Source organism: Mycobacterium sp. ITM-2016-00317, assembly GCF_002968295.1.
In the GTDB taxonomy this organism is placed as follows: domain Bacteria; phylum Actinomycetota; class Actinomycetes; order Mycobacteriales; family Mycobacteriaceae; genus Mycobacterium.
In genome coordinates, this window is record NZ_CP134399.1 from 839,380 (window position 1) to 854,724 (window position 15,345).

A 15,345-nucleotide genomic window follows, 5' to 3' on the forward strand; every position below is an offset into this window, starting at 1 on the left:
CGTTGACCGACGCTAGGACGACGACTCGCGCATCGTGATGCCGACGCCGATCCCGGCCGCGATCGCTGCGGCGACGTACACCGACGCCGCCACCCACGTCACCGTGATCAACGTGGCCGCCCCGCAGGACAGCAGCGCGGCGCCCGACAGCGCCGCCCCGTAGAACGGGGTGCGCGCGGAGGACAGACGACGGCTCATCGCCGCCCTCAGCCCTGGGCTTCGATCGACACCGGCTGCCACTGCTCCCAGGTGGCGAGCCGATTCTCGTAGTCGGCTTTGGCCAGCTGCAGAGGGGCCTTGCCGAAGAACACCCGCAGCGGCGGCGGCGACGCGTCGACGACCTTCAGGATCGCGGAGGCGGACGCGTGCGGGTCGCCGGGCTCGGCGGTGCGGGAGGCGCGCTGTTCCTGCGCCCTGCGGTGGACTTCGGCGTAGTCGGGCAGTTCGGCGGCGTGTTTGGCCGACGAACCCGCCCAGTCGGTGTCGAAACCGCCCGGTTCGATGAGGGTCACGTACACGCCGAAATCGGCGACCTCCTGGGCCAGCGACTGGGAGAAGCCTTCCAGCGCCCACTTCGACGCGTGATAGATCCCGACGTTCGGGAACGCGGTGATGCCGCCGATGGAGGACACCTGGATGAGGTGGCCGCTGCGTTGGGCCCGCAGATAGGGCAGCGCGGCCTGGGTGATCCACAGCGCGCCGAAGACGTTGGTCTCGAACTGGTCGCGCGCCTCCTGCTCGGACAGTTCCTCGATGAAGCCGAACTGGCCGTAGCCGGCGTTGTTGACGACGATGTCGAGGCGGCCGAAGTGGTCGTGGGCCTGCCGGACGGCGGCGAAGTCCGCGTCGCGGTCGGTGACGTCGAGTTGCAGCGGCAGCAGCGCGTCCCCGTATTTGGTGGTGAGGTCGGCGAGGGTGGACAGGTCCCGGGCGGTGGCCGCCACCTTGTCGCCGCGTTCGAGCGCAGCGATGGCCCATTCCCGGCCGAAGCCGCGGGAGGTGCCGGTGATGAACCAGACTTTCTCGGTCATGCCGTGATCAATGCCCTCTCGGGGGCAAAGCATTCCCTTGGGCGGCGAGCGCACAGGTCATTGCCAGCGGCCTGCCTGATACGTTCGGCTGCGTGAACCGCGCGTCGCTGGAGAAGAATCCCCATGAGGTGGCGTCGATGTTCGACGGGGTCGCGCGCCGGTACGACCTGACCAACACGGTGCTCTCGCTGGGCCAGGACCGGTTCTGGCGGCGGGCCACCCGGGATGCGTTGCGGCTGGGCAGGTCGGACAAGGTGCTGGACCTGGCCGCCGGGACGGCGGTGTCCACCGTCGAGCTGGCCACCTCGGGTGCGTGGTGTGTGGCCGCCGACTTCTCGGTCGGCATGCTGGCCGCGGGGGCCTCGCGCGACGTGCCGAAGGTGGCCGGGGACGCGACGCGGCTGCCGTTCGCCGACGCGGTGTTCGACGCGGTGACGATCAGCTTCGGCCTGCGCAACGTGGTCGACCACTCGGCGGGCCTGCGGGAGATGGCGCGGGTGACCCGCCCCGGCGGGCGGCTGGTGGTGTGCGAGTTCTCCACGCCGACGAACCCGATCTTCTCGACCGTGTACAAGGAGTACCTGATGCGGGCGCTGCCGGCGATGGCCACGGCGGTGTCGTCCAACCCCGATGCGTACGTGTATCTGGCGGAGTCGATCCGGGCCTGGCCGGATCAGCGCGAGCTCGCCGAGCGTATCGAGGCGGCCGGCTGGTCGAATGTGCGCTGGCGCAACCTGACCGGCGGGATCGTCGCACTGCACGCCGCCACCAAAGCCTGACGCCCCCACCCCCTTCTCCCGCGAGCGTGCGCGTCTGCGGGCGACACACCGCGAAAAGCGACGACATCACGCACGCTCGCCGACGACGAATCGCACCCCCGGTCCGCGCGGCAGCGTTAGCGTCAAGGCATGCTCCTCGGCCGCCACGCTGATCCCGATTCCACCCTCGGCACCGACCCGCGCTCGGATCCGCGGATGGTCGCGGCCTTCGCACGCTTCGGCCTCGACGGACGGCTGCCGTCGAGCGGGCTGTCCGTGGATTCGCCGCTTGAGGAGCGCCATGCCTACGCCACCATGAGCGAGCAGGGCATGGGTGCGGTGTTCAACGTCCTCGCCGCCGAAGTTCCTGCTCCCGCCGGAGTGACGACCACGACCTCGAAGATCACCGGGGCGGACGGCAACGACATCACCCTGCACATCAGCCGACCGGCAGACGTCACCGGACCCTTGCCCGGCGTCGTGCATCTGCACGGTGGCGGCATGGCGATCGCCAGCGCGGCCGATCTTGCCTACATCCGGCTCCGCGAGCACCTCGCCGCGACCGGTGTGGTGGTGGTCGGCGTCGAATTCCGCAACTCCAGCGGCAGACTGGGGCCGCACCCGTACCCGGCGGGTCTCAACGACTGCGCGAGTGCGGCACGGTGGGCCAGCAGCCACCGCGCGGAACTCGGCATCAGCCACCTGGTGGTGTCGGGGGAGTCCGGTGGCGGCAACCTGACACTGACGTTGGCGCACAAGGCGAAACGCGACGGATGGCTCGGCGAGATCTCGGGTTTCTACGCTCAGTGCCCGTTCATCTCGAACCGGTGGCTGCAGGACTGCGAGGACCTGCCCTCGCTCACCGAGAACGACGGCTATTTCGTCAGCTGTGAGCAGCTGGCGTTGCTCGGGTCCGTGTACGACCCGGACGGACGACATGCACAGGACGCGACATGCTGGGCGTCGATGGCGACCGACGAGGAACTCAGAGGCCTGCCGCCGCATGTGATCTCGGTGAACGAACTGGACCCGCTGCGCGACGAGGGGCTGCAGTACTATCGCCGGTTGCTGCGGGCCGGGGTGCCGGCCGTCGGCCGGGTGGTGGCAGGCACCTGCCACGGGGGCGATCTGCTGTTCGGTGGCGCGATGCCCGACGTGTTCGCTGCCAGTCTGCGCGATGTCAGCGGTTTCGCCGCATCGCTGGGCTGACCGTCAGCTCAGGGTGTCGATCAGTTCCCGGTCGGCGGTCAGCCGCCCCACAGCTGCGACGACTCGTCCCCGACGCGGTCGTCGTGGATCTCCTGGAAGTTGCGCCCGCCCCGCCCGAAGGTCGCGACAACTGCTGCCGGGCACCGGGATTCGGCGAACGGCGTGTCGAGCCACGTGCACGGGCGGACGTGGACGAGGTCGACGTCCTCGCCGTCGGGGTCGTAGAAGTACGGACCATCGATGCGGCCCAGCCAGTACCAACCGTCGCCGTCGCGGGTCCACACGAACGACCCGTCGGCGACGTCGGCGAAACGCCCGACGCGGCGTGCCAACCTCTCAGGATCGCCGAACCGGCCGAACCCGCACAGCCCCAACGACAGTGCGCGCTCGAACGTCAGCGCAGGATCGATGTCGTCCCGGCGCGATCGCATCGGTGCGCGATAGACGGACGTCACCGCGGTCGCCCGACGAGCGTGCACAAAGTCAGCCATGAGGACGGCGTGTCGCCTGCAGACCCGCACGCTCGCGCAACCGGGGGTGTCAACTGAACGGCTTACGGGCGTCCATCCGCTGTGACAGCCTGCCCGCGCCGCGCCAGACCCGCGCGACCAGATCCTCATCCTCGTCGGTGACGAAGTTGCCCATCACCCGGACCGCGATCTTCATCAACGCCGACGACCGCATCGCCGGCGGCCCGGCCGCGGGCAGAAACCGCGGGAACGTCAGCAGCAGCGCCAGCCGCCGCGCGATCGAGAAACCCTGCGCGTAGTGCTGGTGCAGCAGCGCCGGCCAGGCCGCCGAGTACGGCCCCGAACCGAGCAGCTCGGCCGCCAGCCGGCCGGTTTCCAGGCCGTAGTCGATGCCCTCGCCGTTGAGCGGGTTCACGCACGCCGCCGCGTCACCGATCAGCATCCAGTTCGGCCCGGCCACCCCGGACACGGCGCCACCCATCGGCAGCAGCGCCGACAGCCCGGCCCGCGGGTCGCCCTCGAAGCCCCACTCGTCGCGGCGCAACCCTGTGTAGTAGTTCATCAGCGGCCGCAGCCCGGCGTCTGCTGGCCGCTTCGAGGTAGCCAGCGCGCCGACGCCGATGTTCACCTCGCCGTTGCCGAGCGGGAAGATCCACCCGTACCCGGGCAGCACCTCACCGGCGGGCGAGCGCAGCTCCAGATGCGAGGTGATCCACGGCTCGTCACTGCGCGCGGTGGCGATGTATCCGCGGATGGCCACGCCGTAGACCGTCTCCTTGTGCCACTCGCGGCCCAGCGCGCGCCCGAGCGTGGAGCGCGCCCCGTCGGCGACGATCAGGTCCGCGCAGCGCACCACCTCGCCGGAATCGAGCACCACGCCGGTGACCCGGCCCGCGGAGTCCTTCTCCACCGAGACGGCCTTGACGCCGAGTTTCATCTTCGCGCCCTCGTCGACGGCGACCAGCCGGATCCGCTCGTCGAGTTCGGTGCGCGGCACCGCGCTGCTGAACGGCGGGAACGACGGGCCGGGCCAGGGCACCTCGACGTCGGCGCCGAAGCCGGACATCCGCAGCCCGCGGTGCGCGATCCGCCCGTCCAGCCACGACTGCAGCCCCAAGCGGCGCAGCTCGGCAATGGCACGCGGGGTCAGCCCGTCACCGCATGCCTTGTCCCGAGGGAACTGTGCGGAGTCGATCACCAGCACGTCCCGGCCCGCGCGGGCGGCCCAGGCCGCCGCCGACGAGCCCGCCGGCCCCGCTCCGACCACCACGACATCGGCGCTCGAGGATCCTCGCATCATCCCCTGCGCTTCGGGCGTGGGCCCACCGTCCTCCGCCGAGTCCATAGCTCCCAGTATGTTGGCTGTGTGAGGACACCGGCGAACGTGGTGGCGGGAGTGGACTTCGGCGACGCCGAATTCGCTCAGGATGTCCGCGACGGAGTTGCCCGCATCGAGGCTCTGATGTCGGAGGAACTCGGCAAGGCCGACGTTCTGATGTCGGAGGCCGTGCAGCACCTGTTCCAGGCCGGCGGCAAACGGTTCCGCCCGCTGTTCACCGTGCTGTCCGCGCATCTGGGCCCTGAGCCGGACGCTTGGCAGGTCACGGTCGCCGGCGCGGTGATCGAACTGGTGCACCTGGCCACGCTGTACCACGACGACGTGATGGACGAGGCGCAGGTGCGCCGCGGCGCGCCCAGCGCCAACGCCCGCTGGGGCAACAACATCGCGATCCTGGCCGGGGACTACCTGTTCGCGACGGCGTCGCGCCTGGTCAGCAGGCTGGGACCGGACGCCGTGCGGATCATCGCCGACACGTTCGCACTGCTGGTCACCGGCCAGATGCGGGAGACGCGCGGCGCCGCCGACCAGGTCGATTCGGTGGACCACTACCTGAAGGTGGTCTACGAGAAGACCGCGTGCCTGATCTCGGCGTCGGGTCGTTTCGGTGCGACGTTCTCGGGCGCCGACGACGAGCAGATCGAGCGGTTGAGCCGGCTGGGCGGCATCGTGGGCACCGCGTTCCAGATCTCCGACGACATCATCGACATCGACAGCGACCCCGACGAGTCCGGCAAGGTTCCCGGCACGGATCTGCGGGAGGGCGTGCACACGCTGCCGGTGCTCTACGCGCTGCGCGAGACCGGCCCCGACGCCGACCGGCTGCGCGAACTACTCGCCGACCCGATCACCGACGACGCCGAACTCGCCGAGGCGCTGCGCCTGCTGCGCGCCTCCGGCGGCATGGCCAAGGCCAAGGAGACCGTCGCCGACTACGCCCGCCAGGCCGAGCAGGAGCTGGCCTCCCTTCCGGACCTGCCCGGCCGCCAGGCGCTGGCGACGCTCGTGCAGTACACCGTCAACCGGCACGGCTGACGTCCGCGGAACCGGGCGGGGGCCTCGGTCGTTGTCTCGACGAAGACTCGTGATGGTGTGGTGAGGAGGACTCCGCAATGACTTGGCATCCGCACGCCAACAGGGCCAAGACGTTCCTGTTGCTGGTGCTGTTCTCAGGTCTGATCGTCGGTGTCGGCGCGCTGTTCGGCCGCAACATCATGTTCCTGGCCGTGCTCTTCGCCATCGGCATGAACGCCTACGTGTACTTCAACAGCGACAAGCTGGCCCTGCGGGCGATGCACGCCCAGCCCGTCAACGAGATGCAGGCGCCGGTGATGTACAAGATCGTGCGCGAGCTCGCCACGACGGCGCGCCAGCCGATGCCGCGGCTCTACATCAGTGACACCGCCGCCCCGAACGCGTTCGCCACCGGTCGCAACCCGCGCAACGCCGCGGTGTGCTGCACCACCGGCATCCTGCAGATCCTCAACGAGCGGGAACTGCGCGCCGTCCTCGGCCACGAACTGTCCCACGTGTACAACCGCGACATCCTGATCTCGTGTGTGGCAGGCGCGATGGCCTCGGTGATCACCGCGTTGGCCAACCTGGCTTTCTTCGCGAGCATGTTCGGCGGGAACCGCGACGGCGGCACGAATCCCTTTGCGATCCTTCTGGTTTCGCTGCTGGGCCCGATCGCCGCGACGGTGATCCGGCTGGCGGTGTCGCGTTCGCGGGAGTATCAGGCCGACCAGTCCGGCGCCGAGCTGACGGGTGATCCGCTGGCGTTGGCCAGCGCGCTGCGCAAGATCAGCGCCGGCGTCGAGCGCGCGCCGCTGCCGCCGGAGCCGCAGCTGGCCGACCAGGCCCACCTGATGATCGCCAACCCGTTCCGGGCCGGGGAGAAGATCGGCAAGATGTTCGCCACCCACCCGCCGGTCGCCGACCGGATCGCCCGGCTGGAGGCGATGGCGGGCCCCGACCACTACCGGGGTCCCGGGCGGTACTGACCGTCGTTAACGCTGCCGCCCCGCCCGGCGACATCTAGGGTGTGAAGGTGCGCAGCAGAATCGTCGGTGCCGGGTGTGTCGCCGCGGCCGCAGTCCTCAACGCGTCCGGCCTGGCCGCCGCGCAGCCCGAGCCCCCGCCGCCCCCGCCCGCGCCGAACATCAACGCGTTCCCGCCGGCCAGCCCGAAGGACTACGCAGTGCTCGAAGGCACCGCGTACGCGTTCAGCTCCAACGGGCTCACCTGCATGCTGCAACGTTCGGGCGGCTACGGCTGCAACGGGGCGCTGCCGGGCGCGCCGCAAGGGGCGAACGTGGTCAGCGGCGTCACCGGCGGGGTCCCAGGCTGGGCCGCGTCGCCCGCGCCGATCTTCACCGGGCCGGTCAACGAACTGCCGCCGAACACCCGGCTGTCGTTCGGCACCGTCAGCTGTGGCGGTGACGGCACCCTGACCTCCTGCGTCGACAGCCGCAACCAGGCCGGCTTCGTCGTCAGCCCCGGCGGCTCGTGGATCGTCAACGCGGTCAACCCGCTGCTCGCGCGGCCCGAGGGCACCAACCCGTACTTCAACTAGAACCCCGAACCGTGCACCTCGTGGCCGGGTTTCTCGGCCACGAGGCCGCGGTAGGCCTGCTCCACGGTCGAGCCGTGGTTGACCACACCGTCGACCTCCCGGGCGATCGGCATCGGGATGCCGCACTTGTCGGCGAACTCCATCACCACGCTGGCGGCCTTGACGCCCTCGGCGACCTGGTTCATCGACGCGATGATCTCGTCGACGGTCTTGCCCTGACCGAGTTGTTCGCCGACGTGCCGGTTGCGGCTGCGCTGGGAGGTGCAGGTCACGATCAGGTCTCCCATGCCGGCCAGCCCCGCGAACGTGTCGCGGTTACCGCCCATCGCGACGCCGAGTTTGGACATCTCGGCGACGGCGCGCGCCATCACCATGGCGCGGGTGTTCTCGCCGATGCCCAGCGAGTAGCCCATGCCGACCGCGATCGCGTACACGTTCTTGAGCGCTCCGGCCATCTCGACCCCGACCACGTCGTCGGTGGTGTAGGTGCGGAAGCGCTTGGTGCGGAACAACTGTGCGAGGTTGGCGGCCAGGTGCTGGTCGGGCATCGCGAGCACCGCGGCCGCGGCGTAGCCTTCGGCGACCTCGCGGGCGATGTTGGGCCCGGCCAGGATTCCGGCGGGATGGCCGGGCAGCACCTCGGCGACGATCTCGCTCATCCGGTAGTTGGTGCCCTGTTCCAGGCCCTTCACCAGCGAGATCACCGGAACCCACGGCCTCAGCTGGGTCGCCAGTTCGGTCAGCACGCCGCGGAAACCGTGTGACGGCACGCCCATCACGATGACGTCCGCGCATTCGGCGGCTTCGGAGAAATCCGTCGTGGCGCGCAGCGTGGGCGTCAATTCCACTTCTTCGCCAAGGTATTTGGAGTTCCGCTGGTTGTCGTTGATGTCGTCTGCGGTCTCCTGCGAACGCACCCACTGCAGCGTCGGCCCGCGTCTGGCGCAGATGGACGCGACGGTGGTTCCCCACGATCCGCCCCCGAGGACGACGACTCTGGGTTCTCGCTGCGGTGCTGCCATGGGAGATCACATTAGGGCGGGAAGTCCGGGGCGAGGGTGGATTTCGAACAGGTGCGCCGACCCCTGTCCGGCGGCAGCGATAATGGGAGCCGACTGCTGAGGGGGTGGCTGGTGCCGTTCACGGTATCGACGGTGGAGGCTTCGGATCTGCGGAGCCTGATGGCCGCGGCGAACGAACTGGGTGCCAAGATCGGCGAACTCGACGAACTGATCGCCGAGCAGCGCCGTTCGGTGCAGCAGCTGCGGAACGCATGGCAGGGCGACGCGGGTGAGGCGACGATCGCTCAGGCCGAACACCACCTCGCCGCCCAGCTGCGGCTGCGGGACCGGCTCGCCGGGGTGCGCGGCGCGCTGGCGGGTGGGGGAGAGCACCTCGCCGCGACGCGCGACGGGCTGACCGACCTGGTGGCCGCGTTACGCGCGTCCGGGTGGACGGTGACCGACGCCGGCCACGCCATCGCCCCGCCGTCCCCGGCGCTGCTGAAACGGTTCGAGCCGGGCTTCACGACGCTGATCAGACGACTGCTGCGGCTGTTCGACGAGATCAACGCCGGCACCGCCGCCGGTATCAGCGGCGTACTGCGCTGACTTGCGTGACCACACGGCGACATCCGACCCGGAAATCGCCGTGCGGTAACGCAGCAGCGTCAGCGGTAGTTGACGAACTGCAGCGCGACGTCGAGGTCTGCGCCGCGCAGCAGGGCCTGCACGGCCTGCAGGTCGTCGCGCTTCTTGGAGCTGACGCGGATCTCTTCCCCCTGAATCTGGGCCTTCACGCCCTTGGGGCCCTCGTCCCGGATGATCTTGGTGATCTTCTTGGCGTCCTCGCTGGAGATGCCCTGCTTCAGGGTGCCGCTGACCTTGTAGGTCTTACCGCTGGCCTGGGGCTCGTCGGCGTCGAACGCCTTCATCGAGATGTCGCGCCGGACCAGCTTCTCCTTGAACACGTCGACGGCGGCCTTCACGCGCTCCTCGGTGGAGGACACGATCTCGATGGCCTCCTCGCCCTTCCAGGCGATGGTGGTGTCGGTGCCGCGGAAGTCGAATCGGGTCGACAACTCCTTGGCGGCCTGGTTCAGCGCATTGTCGACTTCCTGGCGATCGACCTTGCTGACGACGTCGAACGATGAATCCGCCATTGGGCTCGTCCCTCCCTCGTGGTTCGGTATCTGGGTCCATCTTCGCCGCCCGCCGGGACCGGCCGGACACCGCCCCCCACCCCGCGATTTGTAGTCGGGCACTGTCCTCGTTGTATCCTGCTGAACGCGCTCTGCAGCGCACGAATACCCCGGCAGGTTGCCCGAGCGGCCAATGGGAGCGGACTGTAAATCCGTCGGCTAACGCCTACACAGGTTCGAATCCTGTACCTGCCACACTGATCAGGCCCCCTTTCGAGGGGGCCTGATTTCGTTCTCCCGGTTGCCGGGCCGGCCGCCACGGCGGGAATAGGGCCGGGTGCCCGCGCGGTAGTTAACGGTTGGTGCCCGAAGCGACCGGAGGAGACGTCATGGACAAGGCAGCGTTCGACGAGATGAACCGTCAGGTGGTCGACGATTTCCGCAGGACCGGCGGCAAGCCCGGCGGGATGTTCGAGGGTAAGCCGATCGTGCTGGTCCACCACGTCGGTGCGAAGTCCGGGACGGAGCGCATCGCCCCGCTCGTTGCGTTGCTCGACGACGGGCACGTCTACGTCTTCGCCAGCAAGGGCGGTGCGGACAACCACCCGGATTGGTATCGCAACCTGATCGCCAACCCCGACGTCACCGTCGAGCTGGGCAGCGAGACCTACCCGGCGACGGCCCGCGTCGTCGAGGGGCCCGAGCGCGACGAGATCTACGCCAGGCATGTCGAGCGCGAGCCGCAGTTCGGCGATTACCAGCGCAAGACGACGCGCGTCATCCCTGTCGTCGAGCTGGTGCGGGCGGGCTGAGCGAAGTCTCCGGCTGCCGCGCGCACAGCGCCAGCAGCGGAACGTGGCCGAGGGCCGGGACGCCGGCGGTCGGGTAGCCGGCGCGGCAGAAGTCGAGCACCCTGGTCAAGGCTTTCGGCCCGGACATCTCCACCTCCTACGGGTCGTGCGTGGCGCCAAGGTTCCCGCGGCGGCGCGACGTCAAACCCGTCGTGGTCAGACTGACACCGACTCGTTGTCCTCGCCCGCCCTGAGGACCGAGAGGCGGCCGGGTGAGTACGTCAGCTGGTAGAGGTCGCCGTCGGGTCCGACAGCCAGCACCACGGTCGCGCCCGCGGCCGGATCGAAGGTCTGCACATCGCTGCACGACGTGTAGTCCGGCGTGCACGCCAGCGTCCGAATCCAGCCCTGGACGGTGTCGGCGATGAACACCCGGCCCTGGTACACCGCCACCGACGTGATCGCCGCGCCGCCGCCGCGCGGATAGGCGAAGATCGGATCGGTTTTACCCGCGCAACCGCTGGTGCACGGACCTTCGGAGCTCGGCCACCCGTAGTTCCCGCCTGCGGTGACGCGGTTGACCTCCTCGAAGGCCGAGGCGCCGACGTCGGCGACCAGAAGTTCGCCGGTCGGGGTGAACGTGAGCCGGAACGGGTTGCGTAACCCGTAGGCGTAGACGAGGGTGCGGGATCCGTTGATCACCGGGTTGTCGGCGGGGACGCCGCCGTCGGTGGTCAGCCGCAGGATCTTGCCGTGGATGTTGCCGGGGTTCTGCGCGTTCGCGCCGGTGGCGTTGTCGCCGACGCCCCAGTACAGCGCACCGTCGGGCCCGAAGCCGAGCGCGCCGCCGTGATGGTTGGGGGCCGCGGTCAGCGAGGACTCCACCAGTACCTTGTCCACGGCGGCGGTGTTGCCGGTGACGACCAACCGGGACAACGTGTTCTTGGTGGTGCCGGCAGCGACGTAGGCGACGTACAGACGTCCGTTGGTCGCGAACGCCGGGTCGACGGCCAGCCCGCCGATGCCGCGCTCGGTTTCTGTGCGCACCGCCAGCGTGATCAGCGGGTCGGGACGCAGCACACCGTTCTCGACCACCCGGATCGCGCCGGCCTTCTCGGCGACCAGGATGCGACCGTCGGGCAGGAACCGGAAGTCCACAGGTGAGGACAGCCCGTCGACCACGGTGGCCCGCTCGTAGCCGATGAACACAGTCTGGCTGCTGCGGTGGCCGCTGCTGCCCAGCAGGCCGAACGTGAACAGGTTCAAAAGCCCCGCCGCGCCGTGGACGTGGAAGCCGCTGCGTGCATCGCTGACGGTGACCCGGAAGCTGTCCTGGCCCGCGTAGTCGGCGCCGGGCGTGTACAGGAACGTGCCGTCGGCGTTCAGGGCCACCGACCCGTACTGGGGCCGGGTCGCGGTGTAGGTCAGCCGGGTCGAGTCGGGATCGTCGGGGTGCAGGTCGCCGACCACCCGGCCCTCGATGACGGTGTTCTCGGCCGGGCGGTGGCCCAGCGTCGGCGTCTTGTTGTCGAAGAGCGTCTCGAAGAAGCCGGGGTCCTCGGCCTCGGCGGACGCCGCAGGCGCCGGCGTCGGTTCCGGGTCCGGCTGCTCGACCACGCGGGACGCGCCGGCACCGTCGTGGGTGGTGGTGACATCCTCCGGTTCGGTCACCTCGTCCTCGGCCTCGTCATCGGGATCCGGCTCGCTCACCTCTTCTGTTGTGTCCGAGACGGTTTCGGTAACCGCCTCGCCATCGGTGTCGGCCTCGGCGGCTTCGGCCGAGTCTTCGTCGCCGTCCTGGTCGTCGCGAGCCTCAGCGCCGTCGGCCGTCTGAGGTTCGCTCGCCGGCTCGGCGCGATCCGACGTGGACACCGCCGAACTCGTCGCCGGCTTCGTGGCCGCGTCGCCCGTCTCCGCGGACGCGACCGCGGTACCGGTCAGCAGCGCAGCGCCCACCCCCAGGGCAAACGCCAAGCCGCCGACCCGGCCCACGTACCGCGCGTACCCGCCTGATTCCCCCATGTCGCCTCCTCGCGAAAGTCACCGCGAACTCGGTTGCGCCCGATGTCCATGCCGGGTCGGACTGTATGCACCGGATTTCTTGATCACCGTGTTTCGGCCGCAACGTCATTCTTCGGATGCCCGGAGCCGGCCTCGCCGGCTCGTACCGCGGGGGGATCGACTACCACTTCCGTCTGAAACAGTGCCTTCAGCAAATCTTCTGTCTTACACTCGACGCTCGGGGAATCGGTCGACGCAGGGGGACGATGTGGCCAGGAAACTCGTAGGGGTGGCGAAGTCGGCGCTGGGGACCGCGGGGGTCGCTCTGGCCGCTGCGCTGCTGGGGTCGGCGCCCAGCGTGTCGGTGGCCCCGCAGCTGGCTGCGTCGCTGCACTATCTGCCGGGCACCAGGATCGGTTACCTGCCTGGGGACGCGATGTTCGGCGATTTCATCGGCAGAGTCGTCGACGGCGTGGAGATGACGCCGCCGGACCTGCCGTACGAGAAGGTCGGCTACAGCGCCGACTTCTGGCCGATCTCCCACGGCGGCTTCCGGGATCAGACGTTCAACCGGTCGGTCCGGCAGGGCGTCGCGCTGCTGGAAGCCCAGGCGCCGGCCGCAGGCGACGTGATCTTCGGTTTCTCCCAGGGCGCGGTCGTCGCGTCGCGGTACAAGCAGACCCACGCGGGCCACACCTATCTTCTGGTCGCCAACCCGAACCGGCCGAACGGCGGCATACTGTCACGCTTCAAGGGCATCACGATCCCGATCCTCGACTTCACCTTCGACGGTCCGACACCGGCCAACGGGGACCCGACCTACGACATCGTGCGCCAGTACGACGGCTGGGCGGATTTCCCCACCTACCTGTGGAATCCGATCGCGCTGGCCAATGCGATCATGGGAATAGTGTTGGTGCACGGCAATACTCAGATGGACTTGACCGCAGCCGACCTGGAAGCCACGAAGCAGTCCGGCGATCCGGATCACTACCAGTTCCACGCGGGCTCCAACACCCACTACTACGTGGTCAAGACCTACCCGGTGCCGCTGCTCATGCCGCTGACCGCACTTCTGCCCGCTTCGGTCATTGCGGCGCTGGACGCACCGTTGCGCAAGTTCATCGAATTGGCATATGACAGAAGCGATTACAGCGAGCCGGCGCGGGCCAGGTTCTTCGCGCCGCTGAAGCCGTTCGGCAGGGTCGAGGCGGTCGCCGCCGAACCGGACGTGATCGAGGGATCGCCGCCGGTTTCCCACGACGAATCGGGGGACCGGCGTGGCGTCGATGTCTCCGTTGAAAAGGGCGGCGGCACCGTCGAAATGCTCGACGCCGATCGCGTCGGTGAGCCGGACATCGAGACGTCGGACGCCATCGACGACGGGGCGGCGTCGGTAGCTGAAGAGGAAGTCCGCGAAGCCGAGGATGCGGTGGACGCGCAGGAAACCGGCGAGGCCGACCAGGAAGAGGGCGAGGCCGAGCCGTCTGAGGGTGAGGACGACCAGGGTTCTGACGAAACCGAGCATGCGCGCGACGAGTCCGCGGTGCCGCAGTCCGGTAGCGCCGACGAACCCGCGAACAGAGACGCCACCGCCACGCCGTAGGCGACGAGCTATCCAGAAGTCTGGAGGGCTGCAGAGCGTGGGTCCCCGCGTCCTGTGGGACGTCTCTGCTTGCTGGGGTCTGGTGGCCAACCCCGCTGGGCGAATTGTCGACACGGCGGATGCGATACGAGTTTGTGAGGATACTTGCAAAACCAGCAAACGATTTTTGGGAGCTAGATCGGAGCTGGTACCTAAGAGCGAGACCCTCGGCGTGGATCAGGGCAGGCCGAACGACTGATATAACCGCTGATAGAGCCACAGGTGTAACGACAAATCCGGTTACAACCCGATCGGTAGGCGCAGCGGGTGGCGAGATGTACATACGCTAATGGGATCCTCAGGCAACTGTCCGCATGTGCAACTACCTGCACGCACCCGAGGGCAAAAGGCGCGACAGCCACCACTGACGTGCGCCACAATTACGTTGCGTCCGAGGATCTTGGGACGTTGAAAGAGCCTATGGGGGGTAGGAATGTCAATCGAACTTCGGGAAGCCGAACGGACATCAGCTAAGTCGCCTGACGCCGGGACAGGGTTGCGCTCTACGGTGGCGGTAGTCCGCAGGCGTCCGGGACGCGACGGGCACAGCACGGCGACCGAGCGTGTGTACCAGCGTCCGACCGAGTTGAGCCCGCTCCGTGACGCGGTGCGTGGCGGTCCGGTCTGGCAGCCCCAGCCGCTTCCGGTGGCCATCCCGCAGATCGCCGAGGCCGCGCCGAGCGTCGGCGTGGCCGGCGCGGGTAGCCCCGCATTGCACGACACCGATGTTCTGATCATCGACGATTGCACCCTGAACAGGGAAAACCTGGCCGCGGTGTTCGGCAGGAACGGCGCGGGGACCGTCGGTGTGGCCTGGGATCTTCCCTCCTTGTTCACGGCCCTCAGCTCGGCGCCTGGCGGACTCGTCCTGCTCAACATCAACACCCGCGACAGTGTCGTGCTGCTGCACGCGGTCTTCGAGATGAACCCGCATACCCGGGTGATCGCGTTGGGGATGGCCGAAGACGACGACGACGGGATCATCGCCTGCGCGGAAGCCGGAGTCGCCGGGTACCACCTCCGCACCGAATCGCTCGACGATCTGCTCACGGTGATGACCAGGGTTGCCCGGGGTGAGATGTTGTGTTCGCCGAAAGTTTCGGCGGTGCTGCTGCGCCGGCTTTCCAGCCTCGCGTCGGCCCGCGAGCCGGCGGCCAAGGAACTAGTCCTCACTGCTCGTGAGGTCGAGATTCTCCGGTTACTCGAGATGGGCATGTCCAACCGGGACATCGCCGACCGGCTGTGCATTGCCGTCCACACGGTGAAGAACCACGTGCACAGCGTGCTGACCAAGCTAGGCGTCACCAATCGGGCAGAGGCCGCCGCACGCTTCCGGACGGTACGCTTCGCGGGCGCCGGAGCAGAGAACTAGTCCTCTGCCGGGCC

16 protein-coding genes and 1 tRNA gene are annotated in these 15,345 nt (G+C 68.8%); 10 read left to right on the top strand and 7 right to left on the bottom strand.

The window, feature by feature from the left end; genetic code table 11:
• Positions 1-12: 12 nt before the first annotated feature.
• Positions 13-198 carry a hypothetical protein gene (locus C6A87_RS04110; RefSeq protein ID WP_311116104.1) on the bottom strand — a complete coding sequence of 62 codons (186 nt, stop codon included), beginning with the start codon at positions 196-198 and terminating at the stop codon, positions 13-15.
• A gap of 8 nt (positions 199-206) precedes the next feature.
• Entirely contained in the window at positions 207-1,031 is an 825-nt protein-coding gene (locus C6A87_RS04115) for an SDR family oxidoreductase (RefSeq protein ID WP_311116105.1), read from the bottom strand.
• Between the two features lie 92 nt (positions 1,032-1,123).
• Between C6A87_RS04115 and C6A87_RS04120 the strand changes: the two genes are divergently transcribed.
• Entirely contained in the window at positions 1,124-1,810 is a 687-nt protein-coding gene (locus C6A87_RS04120) for a demethylmenaquinone methyltransferase (RefSeq protein WP_311116106.1), read from the top strand.
• A gap of 129 nt (positions 1,811-1,939) precedes the next feature.
• Entirely contained in the window at positions 1,940-2,998 is a 1,059-nt protein-coding gene (locus C6A87_RS04125) for an alpha/beta hydrolase fold domain-containing protein (protein ID WP_311116107.1), read from the top strand.
• Between the two features lie 38 nt (positions 2,999-3,036).
• On the opposite strand, the gene C6A87_RS04130 is transcribed toward C6A87_RS04125, so the two are convergent.
• Together C6A87_RS04130 and menJ are read right to left on the bottom strand one after the other, a co-directional pair.
• Positions 3,037-3,453, bottom strand: coding sequence for a GAF domain-containing protein (locus C6A87_RS04130; RefSeq protein WP_311117812.1), 417 nt, complete (start codon positions 3,451-3,453; stop codon positions 3,037-3,039).
• 85 nt (positions 3,454-3,538) lie between these two features.
• On the bottom strand, positions 3,539-4,765 hold the full coding sequence (menJ, locus tag C6A87_RS04135) for a menaquinone reductase (protein WP_311117813.1): 1,227 nt from the start codon (positions 4,763-4,765) through the stop codon (positions 3,539-3,541).
• 69 nt (positions 4,766-4,834) lie between these two features.
• On the opposite strand from menJ, the gene grcC1 reads away from it, so the two are divergent.
• The 3 genes from grcC1 to C6A87_RS04150 all read left to right on the top strand — a co-directional run bounded on the left by grcC1 (position 4,835) and on the right by C6A87_RS04150 (position 7,382).
• The gene (grcC1, locus tag C6A87_RS04140; protein WP_311116108.1) at positions 4,835-5,842 is read left to right on the top strand and encodes a nonaprenyl/(2E,6E)-farnesyl/geranylgeranyl diphosphat synthase; all 1,008 of its coding nucleotides are present in this window, start codon (positions 4,835-4,837) and stop codon (positions 5,840-5,842) included.
• 77 nt (positions 5,843-5,919) lie between these two features.
• Positions 5,920-6,810 (top strand): zinc metalloprotease HtpX, encoded by an 891-nt coding sequence (gene htpX, locus C6A87_RS04145; RefSeq protein ID WP_311116109.1) that lies wholly within the window; start codon positions 5,920-5,922, stop codon positions 6,808-6,810.
• Positions 6,811-6,851: 41 nt separating this feature from the next.
• The gene (locus C6A87_RS04150) at positions 6,852-7,382 is read left to right on the top strand and encodes a hypothetical protein (protein ID WP_311116110.1); all 531 of its coding nucleotides are present in this window, start codon (positions 6,852-6,854) and stop codon (positions 7,380-7,382) included.
• Here C6A87_RS04150 and C6A87_RS04155 read toward each other — a convergent pair.
• The gene (locus tag C6A87_RS04155; RefSeq protein WP_311116111.1) at positions 7,379-8,404 is read right to left on the bottom strand and encodes an NAD(P)H-dependent glycerol-3-phosphate dehydrogenase; all 1,026 of its coding nucleotides are present in this window, start codon (positions 8,402-8,404) and stop codon (positions 7,379-7,381) included. The two genes, C6A87_RS04150 and C6A87_RS04155, sit on opposite strands and share 4 nt — an antisense overlap.
• 111 nt (positions 8,405-8,515) lie before the next feature.
• Between C6A87_RS04155 and C6A87_RS04160 the strand changes: the two genes are divergently transcribed.
• On the top strand, positions 8,516-8,992 hold the full coding sequence (locus C6A87_RS04160) for a hypothetical protein (protein ID WP_311116112.1): 477 nt from the start codon (positions 8,516-8,518) through the stop codon (positions 8,990-8,992).
• Positions 8,993-9,051: 59 nt separating this feature from the next.
• Here C6A87_RS04160 and C6A87_RS04165 read toward each other — a convergent pair whose 3' ends face one another.
• Positions 9,052-9,543 carry a YajQ family cyclic di-GMP-binding protein gene (locus C6A87_RS04165; protein WP_311116113.1) on the bottom strand — a complete coding sequence of 164 codons (492 nt, stop codon included), beginning with the start codon at positions 9,541-9,543 and terminating at the stop codon, positions 9,052-9,054.
• 151 nt (positions 9,544-9,694) lie between these two features.
• Between C6A87_RS04165 and C6A87_RS04170 the strand changes: the two genes are divergently transcribed.
• Positions 9,695-9,777, top strand: a tRNA-Tyr gene (locus tag C6A87_RS04170).
• Positions 9,778-9,911: 134 nt separating this feature from the next.
• Positions 9,912-10,334 (top strand): nitroreductase family deazaflavin-dependent oxidoreductase, encoded by a 423-nt coding sequence (locus C6A87_RS04175; RefSeq protein ID WP_311116114.1) that lies wholly within the window; start codon positions 9,912-9,914, stop codon positions 10,332-10,334.
• 195 nt (positions 10,335-10,529) lie between these two features.
• Here C6A87_RS04175 and C6A87_RS04180 read toward each other — a convergent pair whose 3' ends face one another.
• On the bottom strand, positions 10,530-12,335 hold the full coding sequence (locus C6A87_RS04180; protein WP_311116115.1) for a PQQ-dependent sugar dehydrogenase: 1,806 nt from the start codon (positions 12,333-12,335) through the stop codon (positions 10,530-10,532).
• 268 nt (positions 12,336-12,603) lie between these two features.
• Between C6A87_RS04180 and C6A87_RS04185 the strand changes: the two genes are divergently transcribed.
• Together C6A87_RS04185 and C6A87_RS04190 are read left to right on the top strand one after the other, a co-directional pair.
• On the top strand, positions 12,604-13,920 hold the full coding sequence (locus tag C6A87_RS04185; RefSeq protein WP_311116116.1) for a PE-PPE domain-containing protein: 1,317 nt from the start codon (positions 12,604-12,606) through the stop codon (positions 13,918-13,920).
• Between the two features lie 625 nt (positions 13,921-14,545).
• Complete coding sequence (locus tag C6A87_RS04190; RefSeq protein WP_311116117.1) at positions 14,546-15,331, top strand: response regulator transcription factor; 786 nt, start codon at positions 14,546-14,548, stop codon at positions 15,329-15,331.
• The last annotated feature ends 14 nt before the right edge of the window (positions 15,332-15,345 follow it).